Genomic DNA, 20,912 nt, shown 5'->3' with positions numbered 1-20,912 from the left:
CACGGTTCATGAAGCAAGAGTGCCTTGTGCAGGGTTTTTCGTTAACTGACAAAAATATCAGGTACCCGCGTCGGCAGTGGCGCTTGCCCGATGCGAGCGGCGTGAGCGGGGGGACCTGATAAATTTGTCAGTAGCGGGAACCGGCAGTGGTGGTTAGTTTCAGCGCAACCGGCGGTGCGCAGGCGTCGCTTCACAGGACGGAGAACCTTTCATGGTCCGGCGCAAGGCAGCGATTTCTACTCTTCCCTGGGCGTGCGACGCCCTGTCCCCGGCAACCCCGGACGCGATCTTGCACGTCAGTTTCGACGCGTTGCGCGACTTTCTCCGACGCGGCTTCCAGCGGCACCAGCGCGGCGCCGAGGCAGGCTGCAACGAGGCCCTGTGGACCACCGACGACGATGCCTGCGAACGGCACCCTCATCCGCGGTCGGGGCCTTGGCTTGCCTGGCCGCCCCTACGGATCTTCGGCGAGCCGCAGGTCTGCGTCCGCGCCGAGGCCGTCGACGGGCTGATCCAGGAGGGTAATGGCTGGTGCGCCGACCGCGGCGGCGTGTATCGCTTCACATTGACGGTACGTGATGGCCATGGCGCTGTTGTCGGCCTGCCGCTGGTGCCGCGTGAGAGCAGAGTCGGCGGCGTGGTGTACCGCTGCGAGGGGCCTAGCGATGGCAATGGTGACATCCGCGTCAGCGCCGACACCCGGACGGCGCAGGCAGGGCAAAGCCATGCCTTGGTGGTGGGGCTGCGGGGCATTCATGCCAGTGTCAACCTGAGGGTCTACGAGTTCGTCCAGGCCCGGTTGGTGGGCTATTCGCAGGTGCAGGAGCGGGTCAGGGTCGAGGTCGAACTGTTCCGCCGCGATGCCCAGGCGTTCAGCGACCTTGGCCCATGGCGCGGTTATCTGCAGCTCGTCGATGGGGTCAGGGTGCCGTTCCTGCGGGGTCATGTAGCGGACGTGGTGCCGGTCAGCAGCGGCTGGTTACCGGCTACAAGCCCCGATAGCCTGCAGGTGCGCCTGAGCTTCCCGTCAAGCCTCGACCGCATGCTCATCGGCGATATCGACTTCCCCTTTCCAGCAGTGGGCACGCCGGACTGAAGTCACGGCGTACCGAACAACGCGGTCCAGTAGATGCCAGCGTCGCTCTTCGGGTCCGTCGCATAGGCCGCGCCCAGTTCACGCAGTTGCGGGTTCATCAGGTTGACGCAGTGGCCGGGACTGGCCAGCCAGCCATCGATCACCTTGCGCGGGCTGTCGAGGCCGGCGGCGATGTTCTCGGCGATGCGCGTGCCGCTGTAGCCGGACAGTTCGGCGCGGTCGCCAGGGGTGCGGCCTTCGCGGTCGACATGGTCGAAGAAATTCTGGTTGGCCATGGCCCGGCTGTGGCTCTGGGCGGCGCCAGCGAGGGTGTCGTTCCAGCTCAACGGAGTGGTGGCGTTCATTGACTGGGTGCCGCACTGGCGTGGCTGGGCACGGGCGGCGTTGATCGCTTCGAGCAGGTTGCGGCCTTCGTTTTGCCAGTCACCGAGGCGCGCGCTGAGCAGAGGGCGGGCCACGACGATGCGCCATTCGCGGCCTTCACGACTGACACCGATATCGACGAACTGCGGATCGAGGACCACCTGGCAGAAGCTCTCGCGAATCGCCTGCATGGCCGCTGCGGCATCCCGCGGGCCGGACAGGCTGATGGCCTGGACATTGACCATGGGGTAGGCGACCCGGGCCAGTTGCTGCTGCAGGTCGCCCATGCTGGTGGCCGACAGCACCAGGCGCGGGTCGCTGGCCAGCGGTGGCAGTTCCAGCGAGGCCTGGTTGGCGCAGGCCTGGGACTGGTTGCGGTAGGCGTTGATCGAGTCGATCAGCTGGGTTTCTTCGCTGGCCTGGGCCTGGCTGGCGAGCAGCGAGCCCAGGCAGATGAGGGCAAGCGACAGCATGGAGGAACGGACGCGCATTTGACTCTCCCTGGATCTGGCACCACGGGGCGAATGAATGGCCTGGCGTGGTCTTGCGATGAAACCGGCGGGTCCGCGCTCATGGCCCGGCCGGTGTCCCCGGTGGATTGGGGGTGATTACAGCGTGCATGGTAGCCAGATTGGCCCGCGCCTGTCGTCTTTGTCTGGCATTACGCCGTCAGGGTTCCCGTCGACGTGTCAGCGTGCGGCGCCATTTTGCGGTTTGTAGAAGACAAATTTGTGGGTCTGCGCGGTTTTCACGAAGGTTTTCGACCAGGCGGGAGTGACCTGGCGATCGTGGAAGTAGAGCGCGCCGCGAGTGTTGTCGGGGAGCTGGCGGTTGAGGGTCTTGCGCGCGATCTCCTTGGCGGCGAGGTAGGGCTCGTCCTCCTTGATCTGGTCGGCGCGGCCATCGCACCACCAGGAGAACTGGCAGGCCTTGCGTTCCGAACCTTGCTTGACCACGGCGCAGACGGTGTCGGGGAAGCCGTCGTGGCCGAGGCGGTTGAGCACCACGTTGGCCACCGCCTGCATGTCCTCGGCGCTGGCGCCTTTGGCTTCCCAGTAGATGGTGCGGGACAGGCAGGTCAGGGTGTCGTCGAGAGCGGCGGCGCCCTCGGGGTCGACGGCCTTGGCTTCGGTGGGGGTGAGTTTTTCGGCGGGGGGCGGGGCGCTCTGAGTGGCGACCGCGTGTTCCAGGGCGGCGGCCTTGTCCTCGGCCTTGGCGGCAACCGGGTTGTCGGTGGCATAGGTGTGGGGCACGAATACGAGGGTGATGCTCAGGCAGAGCGCTTGCCACAGGCTGGCCATGGTCGGACCCATCCGGCGAAGAGGCCCGGCACGGATTGCCGGGCTACCTGATCGATTGACCAGGGGGGAAGTTCAATAATTCCGGGGTTGCCGCTGGACGGTAGCGTTTCGCTTGAAGCTAAGAAATACCGGCATGGGCATTGAGCGTGGCTTGCCTGCTCCTACACGGTATGCACACCCCGCACCCGCCACTCCCCGACCCGCTCCCGGGCAAATGCCGCTGCATGCCGGGTCAGTTCATCCAGGTGGCGGTCGCGTTTCTTCTCTGCTTCGACCATCGCCTTGCGCCCATGCTGCTTGAGCAGGTAGCTGTGGATCTGCTGGATCTCCACGGTGCGGAAGATCGGCGCCACGTCCAGTACGGCCAGTTCGGCCTCACCGGCAGGGGCATCGGTGGCCATCAGCACCTGCGGGCCACGGGCACCGACCACCTTGAGGCCCAGCGTTTCGAAGCAGGGCACGCGGTTCCGGCCGCAGGCCAGTTCGATTCGTGGATGGCGCTGGTGAATGTCGTCGAGCAAGGCCCGGCCGATGCCGCGTCGGCGCAGTTCCTGGCGCACCGCCATATAGGCCAGTGCGCAGGACTGGGGTTCGTCCTCGATCGGCAGGTACAAGGCGAACCCGGCCAGGCGCTGCGGATCCTCGTCCTCGCAGGCCAGCACCAGGCCCACCGGCAAGCGCGTGCCGCCCAGTGCCTGGAGGTACAGGTGCACTTCGAAGCCAAGGCCGTACTGGTAGAGGTTGTACAGCGGATTGCTCGGCGGCAGGGCGGTGGCGCTGAGGTCGCTGAAGTTGTCGACCACCAGTTGCATGAGCTGGCTGTGCAGGGGTTCTTCGGGGGCGGTGTGGTGCTGGGTGACGACGGGCATTCGCGGTGGGGCTCGGGGGAAAAGCGGAAAGCTTCCGGGTTTTAAGGAGGATTGTCCATGCCGGCGGGCGCCTTAGGAGCAGGCAAGCCAGCTCCTCGTACGGCTCCGCGCTCAGACGCGGAAGCGCCCCACCAGCTCCGTCAACTCCGCCGCCAATCCCGACAACGCCCGGCTCTGCGCCCGCGTCTGCTCCGCCCCCTGCGCCGATCCTGCCGAAAGCGCACGGATATTCAGCAGGTTGCGATCCACCTCCCGCGCCACCTGGGCCTGTTCCTCGGCGGCGCTGGCGATCACCAGGTTGCGTTCGTTGATCTGCCCGATGGCGGCATAGATGCCTTGCAGCACCTGCTCCGAGGCCTGGGTGCTGTCCAGTGCCGCCCGCGCCCGTTCGGCACTGGCGTGCATGGAACTGACTGCCGCCTCGGTGCCGTGCTGCACACTGCCGATCATCTGCTCGATGTCCTGGGTCGATTGCTGGGTGCGGTAGGCCAGGGTACGCACCTCGTCGGCAACCACGGCGAAACCACGCCCGGCCTCGCCGGCACGGGCTGCTTCGATGGCAGCGTTGAGCGCTAGCAGGTTGGTCTGCTCCGACACGGTGCGGATCACTTCCAGCACCTTGCCGATATCGCGGATTTCACCCGCCAGCAGTTGCAGGCGCTCGCTGCCGGCCTGGACCTCGCCGGCCATGGCCTGGGTGCCGTCGAGAGTGTCGCTGACCTGGCGCCGGCTCTGCTCGGCCAGACGATTGGATTCACCGGCGGCCTGTGAGGTGGAGACTGCGTTGCGCGCCACTTCTTCCACGGCGGTGGTCATCTCGGTGACGGCGGTGGCTGCCTGTTCCAGTTCTTCGTCCTGGCGGCGCAGGCTGTCCGCGCTCTGTTCGGTCACGTTGTTGAGCAGCCCGGCAGCCTCGGCCAGGTGCCCGGCACAGGCGTTGATCTGGCCCAAGGTGTCGCGCTGGCTGTGCTGCATGCGCTGCAGTTCGGCGAACAGCTGGCCGATCTCGTTACCTCCTGGTACCTGCACCGGCTCGCTCAGGTCGCCCCCGGCGATTCGCTGGAAATGCCTCCCGGCCTCACGCAACGGGCGTAGTACGCGTTGCTGAATGAACCCCCAGCACAGTGCTGCCAGCAGCAAGGTCGTGACGAGCAGGGCCAGGCTGAGCCATTGCGCAGTGTTCAGGCGTCGCGACGACTCGGCCATGATCTGCTGGCCACGCTCGCTGAGAATCTTGACCAGGTCCTGGCGCAGTGCCTGCAGGCGCGCCATGGCATTGCCTGCATCCACGTTGGCCACGAAGTAGTGATCCAGCGAGTTGTCCCGGGTCGCCTGGCGCTGGCTGGCAATGGCCACGGCATAACCCTGGAATGTGCGTTGCAGGTCCTGGGCCGTGGTCTTGATCGCCGGGTCCGCTGCGGCAACGAATTCGTCGACCAGGACGCGGCTGGCCTCGATCAGTTCTTCCGAGCGGGTCAGGCGGCCCTTGGCGCTGTCCAGGTGACCGCCTTGCTGTTCGATGAACCCCGAGGACACGTTGGCGCTGGAGCGGATGGCCATCAGCAGGGCGTTGTTCAGCCGGTCGGACTGGTGCGCGGTGCGGTCCAGTTCGCCGATCTGTTGGTCGCTGCCCACGGCGCTGCGCCAGGCGCTGACGGTGGAGAACAGCAGGGTCAGGCTGAACAGGCACAGCACCCAGAACATTCCGGTGCGGATTTTCAGGTCGGCAAGCATGCGGGCAGAACTCCTCGATTGTCAGTCCCGCCACTTTTCGGATCGGGCGGGTTGGCACTGCTATCGGAGGCGGACTGTGACCGCTTGAGGGTTGGAAATGGGGTTGTGTTCGATTATCGAACGGAGATTGCCGTGGAGGTTTCAGCGCAGGCGCGGCGGTACTCGCCAGGGGTGACGCCGAAGGCCTGTTTGAACTGGCGATTGAGGTGGCTCTGGTCGGCGAAGCCGAGGTCCACCGCCACGTTGAACGGCAGGTAGCCGTGGCGCAGCAGGGTCCGCGCCCGGGCCAGCCGGCGTTGTTTGAGCCAGGCATGAGGCGGCAGGCCGGTGGCCTGGCGGAACACCCGGGCGAAGTAGAACGGCGACAGGTGCACCGCCGCGGCCAGCTCTTCCAGAGACGGCGGGCAGTCCAGGCGCGCATCCAGCAGTTCGCGGGCGCGGGCCACGGCCTGGGGTTCGTTGCCCGGCTCGCGTGGGTCGCGGATCCGTGCATGGCGCTGCATCAGCAGCAAGGCCGCCTCGCGCCAGGCCGATTGCTGTTCCAGGGCGCTGGCTCCCTGTTGCGCACTGTGGTGCAGGCCGAGCAGGGCGCGGAACACCACCGGGTCCTGCAGCACGCTGCTGGCGAAGCCCGGGGTACCACCGGGGTTGAGTTCCAGTTCGTCGAGCACGTCGGTCATGTGCGCCACGTCCGGGTAGCAGCCGCGGTAGCTCCAGCCGCTTTCATGAGCGCGCGAGCCGGTGTGCAGTTCTTCCGGGTTGATCAGCACCACGCTGCCCACCGGCGCCAGGTGATCGGCACCGCGGTGCCAGAAACACTGCGCGCCGGTCTCGATGGCGACGATGGAGTAGCCCTCGTGCACATGGGGCGCGAAGCGCTGCTGGAAGTAGCGGGCCTGGAGCAGTTCGAGGTTGTCCAGCGCCGGCGCCTGCCAGAAGTGGGTCTGTTCCCGGGGAGCGTGTGTCATGGCGAACCGTTCAGCCACCAGCGATAGGCGAAGAAGAAGCCCATGCTCAGCAGCATGCTGAGCAGGACATTGCGCGTCCAGAGTACCAGCACCACGGCCAACAGCGAACCCAGCAGGTAGGGGTTGGCCGGGCTCAGGTTCAACTGGTGCTCGGGGAGGAACACGATCGGCCCGCAGATCGCGGTGAGCATGCCCGGCACGGCGAAGCCGAGGAACTGCCGGGCATTGGAGCTCAGGCGCAGCGGCAGGCGCGGCTCGAGGAAGGCGTAGCGGTTGAGGAAGACCAGCAGGCCCATGGCGAAGATCAGCACGAAGACCATCAGCGGGCCCCCCAGAGTTTCTGGCAGATGAAGCCGGCGCCCATGCCCAGCAGGCCGGCGGCAACCAGCGCGGTTTCCCATTTCCAGTAGCTGAACAGCACCGAGCAGAACAGTGCCACGGCCACGCAGACCACGGTCGGCAGGTTGCGCACGGTGGGTGCGATCAGGGCGACGAAGGTGGCGGCGATGGAGAAATCCAGGCCCAGTTTGTCCAGGTGCGGGATATTCTGGCCGAGGACGATGCCGGCCAGGGTGAACAGGTTCCACGCCAGGTAGAAGGTAAAGCCGACGCCGAAGGCGTACCAACGGTTGAACTGGCTGCGATCGTACTGGCTGACCAGAGCGAAGAATTCGTCGGTCATCAGAAAGCCCAGGGTCAGGCGCCAGCGGGCCGGCAGTTCAGACAGCACGGGGCGCATCGACAGGCCGTAGAGCAGGTGCTGGGAGGTCAGCAGCAGGGTGGTGAGCAGGATCGAGAACAGGTTGGCGCCGCCTTTGAGCATGCCGATGGCTACCAGTTGCGCGGCGCCGGCGAAGACGATCGCCGACAGGCCCTGGCCTTCGAGGGGTGTGAGGTTGGCTTCGATGGCCATCGAACCGGCCAGCAAGCCCCAGGGCGCGACGGCCAGGGACAGCGGGATGCAGGCGATGGAGCCCTGGAGATAAGCAGTTCGGGAGAGTGATGCGGACATGGGTGACAGCGTGGTGAGGGACGGTTACCCAGCATGCCAGAGCGTTGGAAGAGTGCCTTGAACAATCTTGCTCTATGAGTGCATGCGCAGGAGCAGGCAAGCCGGCTCACAAGCCCTGCGAATCTTTACGGGTGGCTGACCACCTGCCGCTGCACCACCTGGCAGTCGTTGATCTCCACCGCCTTCTTCAGGTACGTGCTGCGCTGCACCGGATCCAGCCCGGCCAGCAGACGATAGACTTCGGCCTGGAAGTCGCGCTGGCGGCCCCACTGCAAGGCCAGGCCTTGTGGGCGTTCGCGCAGGCAAAGCAGGCGTACCGCCGGTTGCGGGTAGTAGCTGGCATACAGGGAGTTGCGCGTCGACACCTGTTCCAGGGCCTGGCGGTACTCGGCATTGTCGCGCAGGTCCGGGCACCAGTTGCCCACCTCAAGCGCCGCCGGGGCGAATCCCTGGGCCAGGCTGGAGTGCAGCAGCGGACAGGCCTCGACGGCGATCTGGTCGGTCGGCAGGTCGGTGATGTAGTGCAGGGCCAGGCGGTATTCGGCCACCGGGTGGTGCAGCAGCGCCGCGCGTTGCAGCAGGGCCACCGCCGGTTGCAGGGTCTGGTCGAGGGCCTGGACCTTGCGGATCAGATCCTGGTCGTTGGGGGCCGCGTTGACGGGCAGGGCGTTGCCCTGGGCCTCGGCCTTTTCCAGCAGGGGCAGGGCCTGGCGGTAGAGAAGGTCGGCATGGGGATCGATGACCACGGGGTCGGCGGCTGTCGCCATCAGTGGCAGCAACCACAACAGGCAGAGCAGGGAACGATCAGAACGCACGGTGTAGATCCTTGTGCCCGTCGGCGGGTGGACGGGATAGGGCTGAAGCGCAATTCATGGTCTCGGGCACTGTCCATAGTGAGTGAAGGATCTCCATGGGGACGCATTCTAGCCGGATGCCCGCCGCGCCGAAACCCGTCGCGCCTAAAGCCGCGCGCCGGCCGGGGCGCTCGGGTAGAATCCGTACCCTTTTGCCGGCCACGACGAGGAACGCGCGGTGCAGCTACAGCAGGGCTTCGTCCTGACCCGTCACTGGCGGGATACGCCCCAGGGCACCGAGGTGGAGTTCTGGCTGGCCAGCGATGCCGGCCCGCGTCGGGTGCGCCTGCCGGCCCAGACCTCGGTGGCCTTCATTCCGGCGCGCTTCGAGGCGCGGGTCCGCGACCTGCTGCGTGGCGAGCGTTATGTCGAGCTGCGTCCTCTGGCGCTGCAGGATTTTCAGCATGAGCCGGTATTCGGCCTGTATTGCCGACAGCAGCGACAGCTGATCCAGCTGGACAAGCGCCTGCGCGGCGCCGGCATCGAGGTGCTGGAGGCCGATATCCGTCCGCCGGAACGCTACCTGATGGAGCGCTTCATCACCGCGCCGGTGGCTTTTGACGGGCAGACGGACGCGGACGGGGTGTGCGTCGAAGCCCAGCTGAAACCGGCCAACGACTATCGCCCGCGGCTGAAGCTGGTCTCGCTGGATATCGAGACCAGCGAGCGCGGCGAGCTGTATTCCATCGCCCTGGAAGGCTGCGGCCAGCGTCAGGTGTTCATGCTCGGCCCGGCCAACGGCGACAGCACTGGCATCGACTTCGACCTGGCGTGGTGCGCCAGCCGCGCCGAGTTGCTGCAGCGCCTCAACGCCTGGCTGGCCGAGCACGACCCGGATGCGATCATCGGCTGGAATCTGGTGCAGTTCGACCTGCGCGTCCTCCACGAACACAGCCAGCGTCTGAATGTACCGCTGCTGCTGGGGCGCGACACCCAGCCCATGGAATGGCGCGAGCATGGCAGCCGCACGCATTTCTTCGCCGCTGCCGCCGGGCGCCTGATCATCGACGGTATCGAGGCGCTGCGCTCGGCAACCTGGAGTTTTCCTTCCTTCAGCCTGGAGTACGTGGCCCAGACTCTGCTCGGCGAGGGCAAGGCGATCGACACGCCGTACCAACGCATGGACGAGATCAACCGCATGTTCGCCGAGGACCGCCCGGCGCTGGCCCGCTACAACCTCAAGGACTGCGAGCTGGTGACACGGATCTTCGCCCAGACCCGGCTGATGGACTTCCTTCTGGAACGGGCCACGGTCACCGGCTTGCCGGCGGACCGCAGCGGCGGGTCGGTGGCGGCTTTCTGTCATTTATATATTCCGGCGATGCACCGCCTGGGCTTCGTCGCACCGAACCTTGGTGGCCGTGAAGGCGAGGCCAGTCCTGGCGGCTTCGTCATGGATTCTCGGCCGGGGCTGTACGAGTCGGTGCTGGTGCTGGACTACAAGAGCCTGTACCCGTCGATCATCCGTTCCTTCCTGATCGACCCGGTAGGCCTGGTCGAAGGCCTGCGCGAGCCGGACGACGTGCACTCGGTACCGGGCTTTCGCGAGGCGCGGTTCTCGCGGACCCGGCACTGCCTGCCGGCCATCGTCGAGCGGGTCTGGCAGAACCGCGAGGCGGCCAAGCGCGACGGCAACGCGCCGTTGTCCCAGGCGCTGAAGATCATCATGAACGCCTTCTACGGCGTGCTCGGCTCCAGCGGCTGCCGTTTCTTCGATCCGCGTCTGGCTTCGTCCATCACCCTGCGCGGGCACGAGATCATGCAGCGCACCCGTCGGTTGATCGAGGCCCGGGGTTATACGGTGATCTACGGCGACACCGATTCCACCTTCGTCTGGCTCAAAAGCGCCCATGAGACGGATGAGGCCGACCGCATCGGCCGTGAGCTGGTGGCCGGGGTCAATCAGTGGTGGCGCGAGCACCTGCGCGAGGAGTACGGACTGGAAAGTGCCCTGGAACTGCAGTACGAGACCCACTACCGGCGTTTCCTGATGCCGACCATCCGCGGCGCCGAGGAGGGCAGCAAGAAACGCTACGCCGGCCTGGTGCGGCGCGCCGATGGCAGCGAGGAGATGGTCTACAAGGGCCTGGAAAGCGTGCGTACCGACTGGTCGCCGCTGGCCCGGGAGTTCCAGCAAGCGCTGTACCAGCGGATCTTCCAGCGCGAGCCTTATCGCGAGTTCGTTCGTGACTACGTGCAGCGCACCCTGGCGGGGGCTCTGGACGAGCTGCTGGTGTACCGCAAGCGCCTGCGCCGGCCGCTGGACGAGTATCAGCGTAACGTTCCTCCGCATGTCCGCGCGGCGCGCCTGGCCGATGAGTACAACGACAGCCTGGGACGGCCGCGGCAGTATCACCGCGGTGGCTGGATCAGCTACGTGATTACCACCGGCGGGCCGGAGCCGCTGGAGAACCGGCGCAATCCCATCGATTACCAGCATTACCTGGACAAGCAGTTGCGGCCGGTGGCGGATGCGATCCTGCCGTTCGTGGGGGATGACTTCGGCGGGTTGGTGGATCGGCAGATGGGGTTGTTCTAGAGGGCCTCATCGCGGGCAACGCCCGCTCCCACAGGTTTTGCGGTGCACGCAGTCCTTGTGGGAGCGGGCGTTGCCCGCGATGAGGCCGGATCAAACCCGGCACCCTCTGAACCATCAGCTATCCTCCTGTTTAACAGTAGGAATTTTCCTTGGCCTGACACCGAAAGTTACCTTTGTTCTCGGGCATCAGGCACTTGCAGTCGTTTAGGCTCTGCCCTTCGGATCTTTCCCGGAGGTCTGTAGTCATTGTTACGAGGATTGAAAAAGGAGAAACACATGCTCGCCCGGTCCCTGACCCTTGCCGTCCTGCTGGCCATCGCTGGTCCGTTGTTCGCCGATGACAAACCCCTGGATCCGGAGCTGGGCAGGGCCCGTCCGCTGGTGATCATTGCGCCTACCACCGCCGACCCGGTGTTGCGCGGGATCAACGAGGCGCTCAAGGATCCGGCGAACCAGGCGGGGTTCAAGGAGCGCAACCTGGTGCTCTACAGCATCGCCGGCATGGTCGGCAAACGCGAGGACAAGGCGCTCGAACAGCAGACCACCATGGCCCTGATCCGCCAGGTCAGCCGCGGCGCGCAGAACGGTACCCAGGTGACCCTGGTGGGCAAGGATGGCAGCCAGCACCCGATCGCCAACGATGGCAAGCTGGACATGGCGCAGATCTTTGCTGCGGTAGACCAGTTGCCCCCCGAAGAGAAGGCGATCACCACCCCGGCTCCGGAGCCCGCGCCAGTGGCCGAGGCCAAGCCGGGCAAGGCTGGCAAGCCGGGCGAAGCAGCAAAACCGGCCAAGCCGGCGAAGCCGCTGCCGCCACCCAAGCCATTGGATGACTGAAAAATGAATAGGGCCGACGCCTCAACAGCGTCGGCCCTTCTTCATTGTTTCAGCGAAAGCGCTCGGCGCTGTAGGGGGCAGGATCGGTAAAGGTGGCCTCGCCCGTCATCATCTCCGCCAACAGCCGCCCGCTCACCGGCCCCAGGGTCAGGCCATGGTGGGCGTGCCCGAAGTTGAACCACAGCCCCGGATGCCGACTGGCCGGCCCGATCACCGGCCGCATGTCCGGCAGGCACGGCCGGCGGCCCAGCCAGGGCGCCTTGTCGATGCGTTCACCGAGGGGGAACAGCGTGCGCGCCACGGCTTCGCAGCGTTGCAACTGGATCTCGTTGGCCGGGTCGCCGCTGGCGGCGAACTCGATGCCGGTGGTCAGGCGGATGCCCTGGTCCATCGGCGCCAGCACGAAGCCGGCCTGGACGTCGCACAGCGAATGCTGCAACTGCGTCCCGGGACGGGCCTGGAAGTGCATGTGGTAGCCGCGCTTGATCTCCAGCGCAATGCGGTAGCCCAGCGGCTTGAACAGCTCCGCAGCCTGCGGACCGAGGGCGATCACCGCTTCCTTGGCAGTGATGGGGCCGCGACGACTGTCCACCTGCCACTCACCGGCGATCTGGCGCAGGCTGCGCGCGTCACCATGGATGAACTGTCCGCCGCGCTGGACGAACAGGGCCGCGTAGGCACGCACCAAGGCGCCGGGGTTGCTCACGGTCTTCGGATCGAGCCAGTGGATGCCGCCGACCACGCTCTGCCCGAGGTCGCCTTCGCGGGCGTGCAGTTGCTGGCGGTCGAGGATGTCGAAGGCCAGCCCGTAGCGGCGCACGGCGTCGGCGTCGGCCTTGGCTGCGGCGAAGGCCACATCGTCGCGGTACACCTCGATCCAGCCATTGGACTTGATCAGCGCCTGGGCACCGGCGGCCTCGACCAGTACGTCATGCTCTTCCACGCAGCGCTGCACCAGCGGCAGCATGGCGCTGGTCGCCTCGGCCAGCGGCACCGGCGCGGAGTTGCTCCAGTAGCTCAGCAGCCAGGGCGCGATCCTGGGCAGGTAGCGCCAACTGAAACGCACGTCGGACTGGCGGTTGAGGCTGTAGCGGGCGAGCTTCTTCAGTTCGCGGGGGAAAGCGTAGGGGATCACGCTGGAGCGCTCGATCAGCCCGGCATTGCCGTGGCTGGTGCCGCTGCCGGGCTCGTCGCGATCGATCAGGATGACCTTGCGGCCGCGCGCCTGCAGGTGCAGCGCGCTGCTGACGCCGACGATGCCGGCGCCGAGAATGAGGGTGTCGCAATGCATGTAAATGGTTCCTCTACGGCAAGGGTTCAGCGCAGGTGGCGGCCCAGGCGGGCCTCGATGCGTTTCAGGGCACGGCGCACGCTTTCCACGATCAGCAGGTAAAGCACGGCGGCCCAGAGATAGATCTGGAAGTCGAAGCTGCGGGAGAAGGCCAGCTTGGTCACCCCCATCAGATCGTAGATGGTTACCAGCGAGGCGATGGCGCTGGCCTTGATCATCAGGATCAGTTCGTTGCCCAGCGGACCGATGGCCACCACCAGCGACTGCGGCAGGATCACCTTGAAGAAGGTGGTCGAGCGTTTCAGGCCCAGGGCATCGGCCGCCTCGTATTGACCCGGTGCCACTGCCAGCAGGCTGCCTCGGAAGATCTCCGCCTGGTAGGCCGCAGTGTTCAGGGTGAAGGCGAGCAGGGTGCAGTACCAAGCGTCGCGGAAGAACCACCACAGGCCGACGTCCTGCCAGAAGGCCTTGAGCGAGCCGAGGCCGTAATACAGCAGGAACAGTTGCGCCAGCAGCGGCGAGCCGCGGAAGAAATAGATGTAGCTGGCGCTCAGGCGCTGCAGGATGCGGCTGCGAGACATCCGCGCCAGGGCCAGGAGCAGACCGAGCACGGCGCCAAGGGTGAAGGAGATCGCCACCAGCTTCGCCGTGACCAGCAGGCCGTCGAGGAAGCGTGGGCCATAGCGCTCCAGCAGTTCGGGGTTCAACACCAGGCCGATCAGGTCGTCGAAGGTCATGTCCGCGCGCTCCGCAGGTGACGGCTGTAGTGCCGCTCGATGGCCTGGAACACCCGTCCCGAGAGCGCCGAGAACAGCAGGTAGCAGAGACAGGCGACGCCGTAGAACAGCATCGGCTCCTTGGTCACGCTGACCGCCAGGTTGGTCTGGCGCATCAGGTCGACCAGAGAGATGGTCGAGACCAGCGAGGTGTCCTTGAGCAGTGACAGCCAGTTGTTGGACAGGCCGGGCAGGGCGATGCGCAGCAATTGCGGGAAGATCACCGTGGCGAAGGCCGTGCGCGGGCGCAGGCCGAGGGCGGCGCAGGCTTCGTACTGGCCCTTGGGCACAGTCTTGAAGGCGGCCAGCCAGATTTCGCTGGAGAAGGCGGCGAACACCAGGCTGAAGGCGACCATGGCGGCGAGGAAAGTGTTGATCAGGACTTCGCCCGGGTAACCGAGGGCCGCGAGGATCTTCTGCGCGGCGATCTGGCAGCCGTAGTAGATGATCAGCAGGGTGAGCAGTTCGGGCAGGCCGCGGAACACCGTGGAGAACAGCGTGGACCAGGCCCGTGGCAGGCGTTTGTTCGAGCGTGCAGCGAGGGCCACGACCAGGCCCAGGGGCAGGCCGATGGGCAGGCAGGCCAGGGCCAGCGCCAGGGTCACCAGGGCCCCGGCGAGCAGCGCCTGGCCCCAGCCGCCGCTGGCGAAGGAGAGCAGGGAGAGGTGGTCGAGCATGCCTGGAGTCTCCGGGCTGGCTGTTGTTGTTCTGGTGCCTTCACAGGCCTCATCGCGGGCAACGCCCGCTCCCACAGGATTCGCGATGCACACCGTTCTTGTGGGATCGGGCGTTGCCTGCGATGAGGCCTGTGAAGGCGACGCCGCGATCAGTTATAGATGTCGAAGTCGAAGTACTTGCCGGCGATCTTCTGGTAAGTCCCGTCCGCCACGATGGCATCCAGCGCCTTGTTCAAGCGCTCGCGCAGCGCCTCGTCGTCCTTGCGCACCGCGATCGCCGCATCCGCCCTCGTGCCCTCGACATCACCCAGCGCCTTGCAACACTCGTTGCCGCTCTTCTTCAGCCATTCCAGCAACGGGAACTTGTCGGCGATCACCCCGTCCAGTCGCCCGGCAGCGAGGTCGGCGTTGGCTTCGTCGAGGGTCGGGTAGAGCTTCACGTCGGCGCCGGCCTTGCCGTACACGTCCTCGGCATAGATGGCCTGGGTCGAGGACGATTGTGCGCCCACCGTGTAGCCCTTGAAGGTGGTCTGCGCGTCAGTGATCTCGCTGTCCTTGGGTACCGCCACCGACAGCGGGGTGCGGTAGTAATGGTTGGTGAAAGCGATCTTTTTGCGCCGTTCCTCGGTATCGATCATCGACGCCACCACCGCGTCGTACTTGCGCGCGATCAGTGCCGGGATGATGCCTTCCCAGTCCTGGGCCACCACCGTGCATTCGACCTTCATCTGCGCGCACAGGGCCTTGGCGATATCCACGTCGAAGCCGTGCAGGGCGTTGTCCGAGTCCACGTAGTTGAACGGCGGGTAGGCTCCCTCGGTGGCGATCTTCAGGGTTTCGGCCTGGGCCGCCGTGATGCCGGCCAGCAGCAACGCGCAAGCCCCCGCGAAACGAATGACTGGTTTCATCTGACACCTCTGTGAAATGCACTCTCTGTCTATTGTTTTGCCGTTGACGTGTAGCCAACGAACTCGTTGTGTAGAGCGGCAGTTGCGTCCAAGCGTTTTTCAACATCAGGTCCGAGTTTCTTGCAGACCTCGTTGACCATCAGGTGTACCCACGACAGCATCGTCGCGGTGGACTCCCAGAACAGGTTGAACTGGGTGGGGATACGGAACACCTCGTCGGCATTGGCATCGGCCCAGTCACAGAAGGTATCGGTAACCAGTGTTACCGGGATGCCCGCTTCCCGTGCCTTGCGACACAGGAGCAGGGCGTGGCGCGAGTAGCGGCGCGCTTCGAAGACCACCAGCGCGCAGCGCTCGGGGTCGCCCAGCAGCACCTCGCCGAAGTGTCCGGCGCTGCCGTCCACGGTCTGCACGCCGTCGCGCAGGTATTGCAGCAGGTGGGTCATGCCCAAGGCGATGCCGCGTTCGGTCTGGAATCCGGCGACGAACACCCGCGGGCGCTCGGCCAGGCGCTGGGCCACGCGATCCCATTCGGCGGTACGGCGGTATTCGTGAACTCGCACCAGTGCGGCGATCTCCAGTTCCAGGCTGCGGCCTTCGCCGTCGTCGCCGGGCTGTTGGCGGAATTCTTGCAGCCGATCGCCCACCAGCCACGGACCGTCACCGAGGTCGTCCTTGAGGTCCTGCTTAAGCGCCTTCAGGTGCTCGTAGCCGAGGGACCTGCAGAAACGACCGACGCTGGACTCGCTGACGCCGATCTTCTGCGCCAGGCTTGCGGAGGTCTCGAAGGGCAGGTCGGTGAGATGGGCGAGCATATGGCTGGCGATCTTGCGACCTGAGGCCGAGGCGTCGTGCAGGCTGTTTTCCAGGCGTTGCTTGATCGGTTGGCTCACGGGCGGGTCTCGTTGGCAATGGTGCTTGAAGCAGAAAATGAATGTTTTCTGTCATCAAGTCAATATTTGACAGTTTGCTGTCATAAAGGGAAAGTCACGTTCATTGCTGTCGCTGTTCCCATTTCAATTCCAATCAAGGGAGCTCCAGATGTCCGCACCTGCCAGACAGATTCCGTTCGCCGAACTGGCGAACCTGCTGCAGCGTATTTTCTTCCGCCATGGCTGCAGCGAGGCGGTGGCCGCCGTGCTGGCCCACAACTGCGCCAGCGCCCAGCGTGATGGCGCCCACAGCCATGGGGTATTTCGTATTCCGGGATATGTCTCGACCCTGGCTAGCGGCTGGGTGAATGGCCGGGCCGATCCTGTGGTGCGCGATGTGGCCAGTGGCTATATCAGCGTCGATGCCGCTGGCGGTTTCGCCCAGCCGGCCCTGGCGGCGGCGCGCGGACTGCTGGTCAGCAAGGCGCGAAGTGCCGGGATCGCGGTGCTGGCGATCCACAATTCGCATCACTTTGCGGCGTTGTGGCCGGATGTCGAGCCGTTCGCCGATGAAGGGCTGGTGGCCCTGAGCGTGGTCAACAGCATGACCTGCGTGGTGCCCGAGGGCGCGCAGAGGCCGTTGTTCGGCACCAACCCCATCGCCTTTGCCGCGCCGTGCGCGGGCGCAGCGCCGATCGTCTTCGACATGGCCACCAGTGCGATTGCCCATGGCGACGTGCAGATCGCTGCGCGCAAGGGGCAGTTGCTGCCAGAAGGCATGGGCGTCGACCGTGAGGGCAAGCCGACCTGCGATCCGGCAGCGATCCTCGACGGCGGCGCGCTGTTGCCGTTTGGCGGGCACAAGGGCTCGGCACTGTCGATGATGGTAGAGCTGCTGGCGGCGGCGCTGACCGGCGGCAATTTCTCCTTCGAGTTCGACTGGTCGAAGCATCCGGGAGCGAAGACGCCGTGGACCGGGCAATTGCTGATCGTCATCGACCCGCATCTGGCCCAGGGCGAGCGCTTTGCCGAGCGCAGCCGCGAACTGGTGCGGCAGATGGAGGCGGTGGGGGTGACGCGAATGCCGGGGGAGCGGCGGTTCAGGGAGCGGGCGAAGTCGGACGCGGAGGGTGTGAGCGTGACGGCGCAAGAGTGGGAACAGTTGCAATCCCTGGCCTGACACGGAGGAAGGACAGATAACCTGTGGGAGCGAGCAAGTCAGAGTTCGTGCACCCGCGCATACATCGGTTGCGCGTGGGGCATGTTCCTTGCGCTTCACTCCGGGTATCCTCGACACACTTTGTTCGATTGATCCTCTCCCAAGGAGTTGTGCGCTGTGTTCAAACATGTCGATGCCTATGCTGGTGACCCGATCCTGTCCCTGATGGAGACGTTCAAGACCGATCCGCGTACCAACAAGGTCAACCTGAGCATCGGCCTGTATTACGACGCCGCCGGCGTGGTACCGCAGTTGGCCGCCGTGGGCGAGGCGGAAAAGCGCCTGGCCGACAAGCCTCACGAAGCCTCGCTGTACCTGCCGATGGAAGGCCTGGCCGGCTACCGCCAGGCGATCCAGAACCTGCTGTTCGGCGCCGATCACCCGGCAGTGACCGGCGGCCGCGTCGCCACCGTGCAGACCGTCGGTGGTTCCGGCGCGCTGAAGGTCGGTGCCGACTTCCTCAAGCGCTACTTCCCTGAATCCGAGGTCTGGGTCAGCAATCCGACCTGGGACAACCACCGCGCAATCTTCGAAGGCGCGGGCTTCAAGGTGCACACCTACCCGTACTTCGACCCGGCCACCCGCGGCGTCGACTTCGACGGCATGCTCGCCAGCCTGAATGTCCTGGCGGCCAACAGCATCGTCCTGCTGCACCCGTGCTGCCACAACCCGACCGGCGTCGACCTGACTCACGCCCAATGGGAGCAGGTGATCGAGGTGGTCAAGGCACGCAACCTGATTCCGTTCCTCGATATCGCCTACCAAGGCTTCGGCGGCGGCCTGGTGGACGACGCCTTCGCCATCCGCGAAGCGGCCCGTGCCGGCGTGCCGTGCCTGGTCAGCAACTCGTTCTCGAAGATCTTCTCGCTGTACGGCGAGCGGGTCGGGGGCCTGTCGGTGGTCTGCGACGACGCCGAGACCCAGGCCAGCGTGCTCGGCCAGCTCAAGGCCACTGTGCGCCGCAACTACTCCAGCCCGCCCGCGTTCGGCGCGCAACTGGTGGCCACCGTGCTCAATGATGCCGGCCTGAATGCCCAGTGGGCCGAGGAAGTGGAGCAGATGCGTCTGCGTATCCTGGACATGCGCCAGGGGCTGGTGGATGCACTGGCGGTGCTGCTGCCGGGCCAGGACTTCTCGTTCTTCCTCAGCCAGCGTGGCATGTTCAGCTACACCGGGTTCAGTGTCGCCCAGGTGCGTCGCCTGCGTGACGAGTTTGGCGTGTACCTGATCGACAGCGGTCGGGTGTGCATGTCGGGCCTGCGTCCGGACAACCTGCAGCAGGTGGCCGAGGCGTTCGCCGCCGTCCAGTAAGGCCAGCGCGATACCTGTGGGAGCGGGTTCACCCGCGATTACGGCAGTGGACTCACTGTTGCAATCGCGGGTGAACCCGCTCCCACAGGGCCCGCGTCAGATTTTGAAGTCTCCATTCAGACCCTGAAGGTGCACCGCAAAGGTGCAACCATTCCTCGGACAGGGCTTTGCAAGTGCAACCTTTCAGCGCACAATCGCGCCCCTCTTTGATAGCCGGGGTGCGTTGAAGCGTCTATTCAGCCACTTCCGGTGCTGTTGCAGTCTTGCGAGTGGAGTTGCACCCGGAATGAACGAGCAGTCCCCGAGCGTTGAACAACGCTTCGAATCCGCCCCTGCCGCGAGCCTTTCGCGTTGGGACCGTCATGACACCACCTGGATGCTCGGCCTGTTCGGCACCGCTATCGGCGCCGGGACCCTGTTCCTGCCGATCAACGCCGGCCTCGGCGGTTTCTGGCCGCTGCTGATCCTGGCGTTGCTGGCCTTCCCGATGACCTACTACGCGCACCGTGGCCTGACCCGCTTCGTTCTTTCCGGGCGTGGCGATGGCGATATCACCGACGTGGTCGAAGAGCATTTCGGCCTCAGCGCCGGGGCGATGATCACTGTCCTGTACTTCCTTGCGATCTTCCCGATCCTGCTGATCTACTCGGTAGCCCTGACCAACACCGTCGGCAGCTTCATGGAGCACCAGTTGCACATCCAGCCGCCGCCTCGCGCGCTGCTGTCCTTCGTATTGATCCTCGGCCTGCTGGGCGTGGTCCGCTGCGGCGAGCAGGCCACCGTCAAGGCCATGAGCCTGCTGGTCTATCCGTTCATCGTCGCCCTGGCCTTCCTTGCGGTGTTCCTGGTTCCGCACTGGAACGGCGGCATCCTCGCCACCGCCGGCGACCTGCCTGGCGGCGGCGCCTTCCTGCATACCCTGTGGCTGGCGATCCCGGTGATGGTGTTCTCCTTCAACCATTCGCCGATCATCTCGGCCTTCGCCGTCGACCAGAAGCGCCGCTACGGTGACAACGCCGACCAGCGCAGCGGCCAGATCCTCGCCCGCGCGCACCTGCTGATGGTGGCTATGGTGATGTTCTTCGTCTTCAGTTGCGTGTTGACCCTGTCGCCTGCGCAACTGGCCGAGGCCAAGGCGCAGAACCTGTCGATCCTGTCCTACCTGGCCAACCACTTCAGCAACCCGACCATCGCCTTCGCCGCGCCGCTGATCGCCTTCGTCGCCATCGCCAAGTCGTTCCTCGGCCACTACATCGGTGCCAGCGAGGGCTTGAAAGGCATCATCCTCAAGACCGGCAAGCGTCCTGAGGCCAAGACCCTGGACCGGGTGACCGCAGCGCTGATGCTGGTGGTGTGCTGGATCGTCGCCACCCTCAACCCGAGCATCCTCGGCATGATCGAAGCCCTGGGCGGGCCAGTGATCGCGGCGATCCTGTTCCTGATGCCGATGTACGCGATCCGCCGTGTGCCGGCGATGCGCAAGTACAGTGGCAAGCTGTCGAACGTGTTCGTCACGGTGGTAGGCCTGGTGGCGCTTTCGTCGGTGGTCTACTCCTTGCTGCCTTGACGCGAAACCCTGTGGGAGCGGGTGAACCCGCTCCCACAGGGTCCGCGACAGTCGCCAGCAAATTGTTCGGCTTTAAAGTTGCGGATTGTCCACAATAATTGTCTGGCAATTCAACAATTTGCATTCCCCCGTAGGTGCCTGCGCACTTTCGTGCTTAACTCTGGGTCCTTTCAATCCCCGCATAAGGACTCCGCTCATGGCTCAAGTGACTCTCAAAGGCAATCCGGTTCAGGTCAACGGCGAACTGCCAAAGGCCGGCGCCCAGGCTCCAGCGTTCTCCCTGGTCGGCGAAGGCCTGGCTGACGTGTCGCTGAAAGACTTCGCCGGCAAGCGCAAGGTGCTGAACATCTTCCCGAGCGTCGACACTCCGACCTGCGCCACCTCCGTGCGCAAGTTCAACGCCCAGGCCAATGACATCGCCAACACCGTGGTGCTGTGCATCTCCGCCGACCTGCCGTTCGCCCAGGCCCGCTTCTGCGGCGCAGAAGGCCTGACCAACGTGAAGAACCTGTCGACCCTGCGTGGCGGCGAGTTCCTGCAGAACTATGGCGTTGCCATCGCCGACGGTCCGCTGAAGAATCTGGCCGCCCGCGCGGTCGTGGTGCTGGACGAGAACGACAAGGTCCTGCACAGCGAACTGGTTGGTGAAATTGCCGAAGAGCCGAACTACGACGCTGCCCTGGCAGTACTGAAGTAAGGCGAATCGCCCACGGCGATT

At 65.4% G+C, this 20,912-nt stretch carries 20 protein-coding genes; 7 read left to right on the top strand and 13 right to left on the bottom strand.

What is annotated here, in order from left to right; genetic code table 11:
- Nucleotides 1-211: 211 nt before the first annotated feature.
- Nucleotides 212-1,096, top strand: a complete 885-nt coding sequence (locus AC5QPF_RS17740) for a hypothetical protein (RefSeq protein WP_494959135.1) — start codon at nt 212-214, stop codon at nt 1,094-1,096.
- 2 nt (nt 1,097-1,098) lie between these two features.
- Here AC5QPF_RS17740 and AC5QPF_RS17735 read toward each other — a convergent pair whose 3' ends face one another.
- From AC5QPF_RS17735 to AC5QPF_RS17700, 8 genes are all read right to left on the bottom strand, one after another.
- The gene (locus tag AC5QPF_RS17735) at nt 1,099-1,950 is read right to left on the bottom strand and encodes a CAP domain-containing protein (RefSeq protein ID WP_494959134.1); all 852 of its coding nucleotides are present in this window, start codon (nt 1,948-1,950) and stop codon (nt 1,099-1,101) included.
- Between the two features lie 198 nt (nt 1,951-2,148).
- The gene (locus tag AC5QPF_RS17730; RefSeq protein WP_494959133.1) at nt 2,149-2,760 is read right to left on the bottom strand and encodes a cell wall hydrolase; all 612 of its coding nucleotides are present in this window, start codon (nt 2,758-2,760) and stop codon (nt 2,149-2,151) included.
- Between the two features lie 161 nt (nt 2,761-2,921).
- A complete protein-coding gene (locus AC5QPF_RS17725) occupies nt 2,922-3,629 on the bottom strand; it encodes a GNAT family N-acetyltransferase (protein WP_494959132.1) in 708 nt (235 codons plus the stop codon).
- A gap of 111 nt (nt 3,630-3,740) precedes the next feature.
- A complete protein-coding gene (locus AC5QPF_RS17720) occupies nt 3,741-5,363 on the bottom strand; it encodes a methyl-accepting chemotaxis protein (RefSeq protein ID WP_494959131.1) in 1,623 nt (540 codons plus the stop codon).
- 113 nt (nt 5,364-5,476) lie between these two features.
- Nucleotides 5,477-6,331: a helix-turn-helix domain-containing protein gene (locus AC5QPF_RS17715; protein WP_494959130.1), complete on the bottom strand. Its 855-nt coding sequence runs from the start codon at nt 6,329-6,331 to the stop codon at nt 5,477-5,479.
- Complete coding sequence (locus tag AC5QPF_RS17710; protein ID WP_494964198.1) at nt 6,328-6,654, bottom strand: AzlD domain-containing protein; 327 nt, start codon at nt 6,652-6,654, stop codon at nt 6,328-6,330. The genes AC5QPF_RS17715 and AC5QPF_RS17710 overlap by 4 nt, the downstream gene beginning before the upstream one ends.
- Entirely contained in the window at nt 6,651-7,343 is a 693-nt protein-coding gene (locus AC5QPF_RS17705; RefSeq protein ID WP_494959129.1) for an AzlC family ABC transporter permease, read from the bottom strand. Before AC5QPF_RS17705 ends, AC5QPF_RS17710 begins: the two co-directional genes overlap by 4 nt.
- Nucleotides 7,344-7,468: 125 nt before the next feature.
- Complete coding sequence (locus AC5QPF_RS17700) at nt 7,469-8,110, bottom strand: SEL1-like repeat protein (protein ID WP_494964197.1); 642 nt, start codon at nt 8,108-8,110, stop codon at nt 7,469-7,471.
- A gap of 265 nt (nt 8,111-8,375) precedes the next feature.
- Here AC5QPF_RS17700 and AC5QPF_RS17695 point away from each other — a divergent pair, with 265 nt between their 5' ends.
- Together AC5QPF_RS17695 and AC5QPF_RS17690 are read left to right on the top strand one after the other, a co-directional pair.
- Nucleotides 8,376-10,736: a DNA polymerase II gene (locus tag AC5QPF_RS17695; RefSeq protein ID WP_494959128.1), complete on the top strand. Its 2,361-nt coding sequence runs from the start codon at nt 8,376-8,378 to the stop codon at nt 10,734-10,736.
- Nucleotides 10,737-11,012: 276 nt separating this feature from the next.
- Nucleotides 11,013-11,573 carry a DUF4174 domain-containing protein gene (locus tag AC5QPF_RS17690; RefSeq protein ID WP_494959127.1) on the top strand — a complete coding sequence of 187 codons (561 nt, stop codon included), beginning with the start codon at nt 11,013-11,015 and terminating at the stop codon, nt 11,571-11,573.
- Between the two features lie 49 nt (nt 11,574-11,622).
- Here the strand turns inward: AC5QPF_RS17690 and AC5QPF_RS17685 are convergent, their stop codons facing one another.
- The 5 genes from AC5QPF_RS17685 to AC5QPF_RS17665 form a co-directional block, all read right to left on the bottom strand.
- Nucleotides 11,623-12,864, bottom strand: a complete 1,242-nt coding sequence (locus AC5QPF_RS17685; RefSeq protein WP_494959126.1) for an FAD-dependent oxidoreductase — start codon at nt 12,862-12,864, stop codon at nt 11,623-11,625.
- A gap of 26 nt (nt 12,865-12,890) precedes the next feature.
- Nucleotides 12,891-13,601 (bottom strand): ABC transporter permease subunit, encoded by a 711-nt coding sequence (locus AC5QPF_RS17680; RefSeq protein WP_494959125.1) that lies wholly within the window; start codon nt 13,599-13,601, stop codon nt 12,891-12,893.
- On the bottom strand, nt 13,598-14,317 hold the full coding sequence (locus AC5QPF_RS17675) for an ABC transporter permease subunit (RefSeq protein WP_494959124.1): 720 nt from the start codon (nt 14,315-14,317) through the stop codon (nt 13,598-13,600). The genes AC5QPF_RS17680 and AC5QPF_RS17675 overlap by 4 nt, the downstream gene beginning before the upstream one ends.
- Before the next feature lie 149 nt (nt 14,318-14,466).
- Entirely contained in the window at nt 14,467-15,225 is a 759-nt protein-coding gene (locus AC5QPF_RS17670) for a transporter substrate-binding domain-containing protein (protein ID WP_494959123.1), read from the bottom strand.
- A gap of 29 nt (nt 15,226-15,254) precedes the next feature.
- Nucleotides 15,255-16,118, bottom strand: coding sequence for a MurR/RpiR family transcriptional regulator (locus AC5QPF_RS17665; RefSeq protein ID WP_494959122.1), 864 nt, complete (start codon nt 16,116-16,118; stop codon nt 15,255-15,257).
- A gap of 148 nt (nt 16,119-16,266) precedes the next feature.
- Here AC5QPF_RS17665 and AC5QPF_RS17660 point away from each other — a divergent pair, with 148 nt between their 5' ends.
- The 4 genes from AC5QPF_RS17660 (at nt 16,267) to tpx (ending at nt 20,891) form a co-directional block, all read left to right on the top strand.
- Entirely contained in the window at nt 16,267-17,277 is a 1,011-nt protein-coding gene (locus tag AC5QPF_RS17660) for an Ldh family oxidoreductase (protein ID WP_494959121.1), read from the top strand.
- A gap of 156 nt (nt 17,278-17,433) precedes the next feature.
- A complete protein-coding gene (locus AC5QPF_RS17655) occupies nt 17,434-18,627 on the top strand; it encodes an aromatic amino acid transaminase (RefSeq protein WP_494959120.1) in 1,194 nt (397 codons plus the stop codon).
- A gap of 286 nt (nt 18,628-18,913) precedes the next feature.
- Nucleotides 18,914-20,194 carry a serine/threonine transporter gene (locus AC5QPF_RS17650; protein ID WP_494959119.1) on the top strand — a complete coding sequence of 427 codons (1,281 nt, stop codon included), beginning with the start codon at nt 18,914-18,916 and terminating at the stop codon, nt 20,192-20,194.
- Nucleotides 20,195-20,390: 196 nt separating this feature from the next.
- A complete protein-coding gene (gene tpx, locus AC5QPF_RS17645) occupies nt 20,391-20,891 on the top strand; it encodes a thiol peroxidase (RefSeq protein ID WP_494959118.1) in 501 nt (166 codons plus the stop codon).
- The last annotated feature ends 21 nt before the right edge of the window (nt 20,892-20,912 follow it).

It is taken from the genome of Pseudomonas sp. Con_6 (assembly GCF_059379395.1).
The sequence above is the reverse complement of the archived record's forward strand: the minus strand, read 5'-3'. Positions and strand labels throughout refer to the sequence as shown.

Excerpts from the sequence above, each read along its gene's own strand:
- AC5QPF_RS17650 (WP_494959119.1), top strand. The coding sequence starts at position 18,914 with ATGAACGAGCAGTCCCCGAGCGTTGAACAACGCTTCGAATCCGCCCCT.
- AC5QPF_RS17690 (WP_494959127.1), top strand. The coding sequence starts at position 11,013 with ATGCTCGCCCGGTCCCTGACCCTTGCCGTCCTGCTGGCCATCGCTGGT.
- AC5QPF_RS17720 (WP_494959131.1), bottom strand. The coding sequence starts at position 5,363 with ATGCTTGCCGACCTGAAAATCCGCACCGGAATGTTCTGGGTGCTGTGC.
- AC5QPF_RS17725 (WP_494959132.1), bottom strand. The coding sequence starts at position 3,629 with ATGCCCGTCGTCACCCAGCACCACACCGCCCCCGAAGAACCCCTGCAC.
- AC5QPF_RS17730 (WP_494959133.1), bottom strand. The coding sequence starts at position 2,760 with ATGGCCAGCCTGTGGCAAGCGCTCTGCCTGAGCATCACCCTCGTATTC.
- AC5QPF_RS17680 (WP_494959125.1), bottom strand. The coding sequence starts at position 13,601 with ATGACCTTCGACGACCTGATCGGCCTGGTGTTGAACCCCGAACTGCTG.
- AC5QPF_RS17660 (WP_494959121.1), top strand. The coding sequence starts at position 16,267 with ATGTCCGCACCTGCCAGACAGATTCCGTTCGCCGAACTGGCGAACCTG.
- AC5QPF_RS17705 (WP_494959129.1), bottom strand. The coding sequence starts at position 7,343 with ATGTCCGCATCACTCTCCCGAACTGCTTATCTCCAGGGCTCCATCGCC.
- AC5QPF_RS17670 (WP_494959123.1), bottom strand. The coding sequence starts at position 15,225 with ATGAAACCAGTCATTCGTTTCGCGGGGGCTTGCGCGTTGCTGCTGGCC.
- AC5QPF_RS17735 (WP_494959134.1), bottom strand. The coding sequence starts at position 1,950 with ATGCGCGTCCGTTCCTCCATGCTGTCGCTTGCCCTCATCTGCCTGGGC.
- AC5QPF_RS17740 (WP_494959135.1), top strand. The coding sequence starts at position 212 with ATGGTCCGGCGCAAGGCAGCGATTTCTACTCTTCCCTGGGCGTGCGAC.
- tpx (WP_494959118.1), top strand. The coding sequence starts at position 20,391 with ATGGCTCAAGTGACTCTCAAAGGCAATCCGGTTCAGGTCAACGGCGAA.
- AC5QPF_RS17715 (WP_494959130.1), bottom strand. The coding sequence starts at position 6,331 with ATGACACACGCTCCCCGGGAACAGACCCACTTCTGGCAGGCGCCGGCG.
- AC5QPF_RS17685 (WP_494959126.1), bottom strand. The coding sequence starts at position 12,864 with ATGCATTGCGACACCCTCATTCTCGGCGCCGGCATCGTCGGCGTCAGC.
- AC5QPF_RS17675 (WP_494959124.1), bottom strand. The coding sequence starts at position 14,317 with ATGCTCGACCACCTCTCCCTGCTCTCCTTCGCCAGCGGCGGCTGGGGC.
- AC5QPF_RS17700 (WP_494964197.1), bottom strand. The coding sequence starts at position 8,110 with ATGGCGACAGCCGCCGACCCCGTGGTCATCGATCCCCATGCCGACCTT.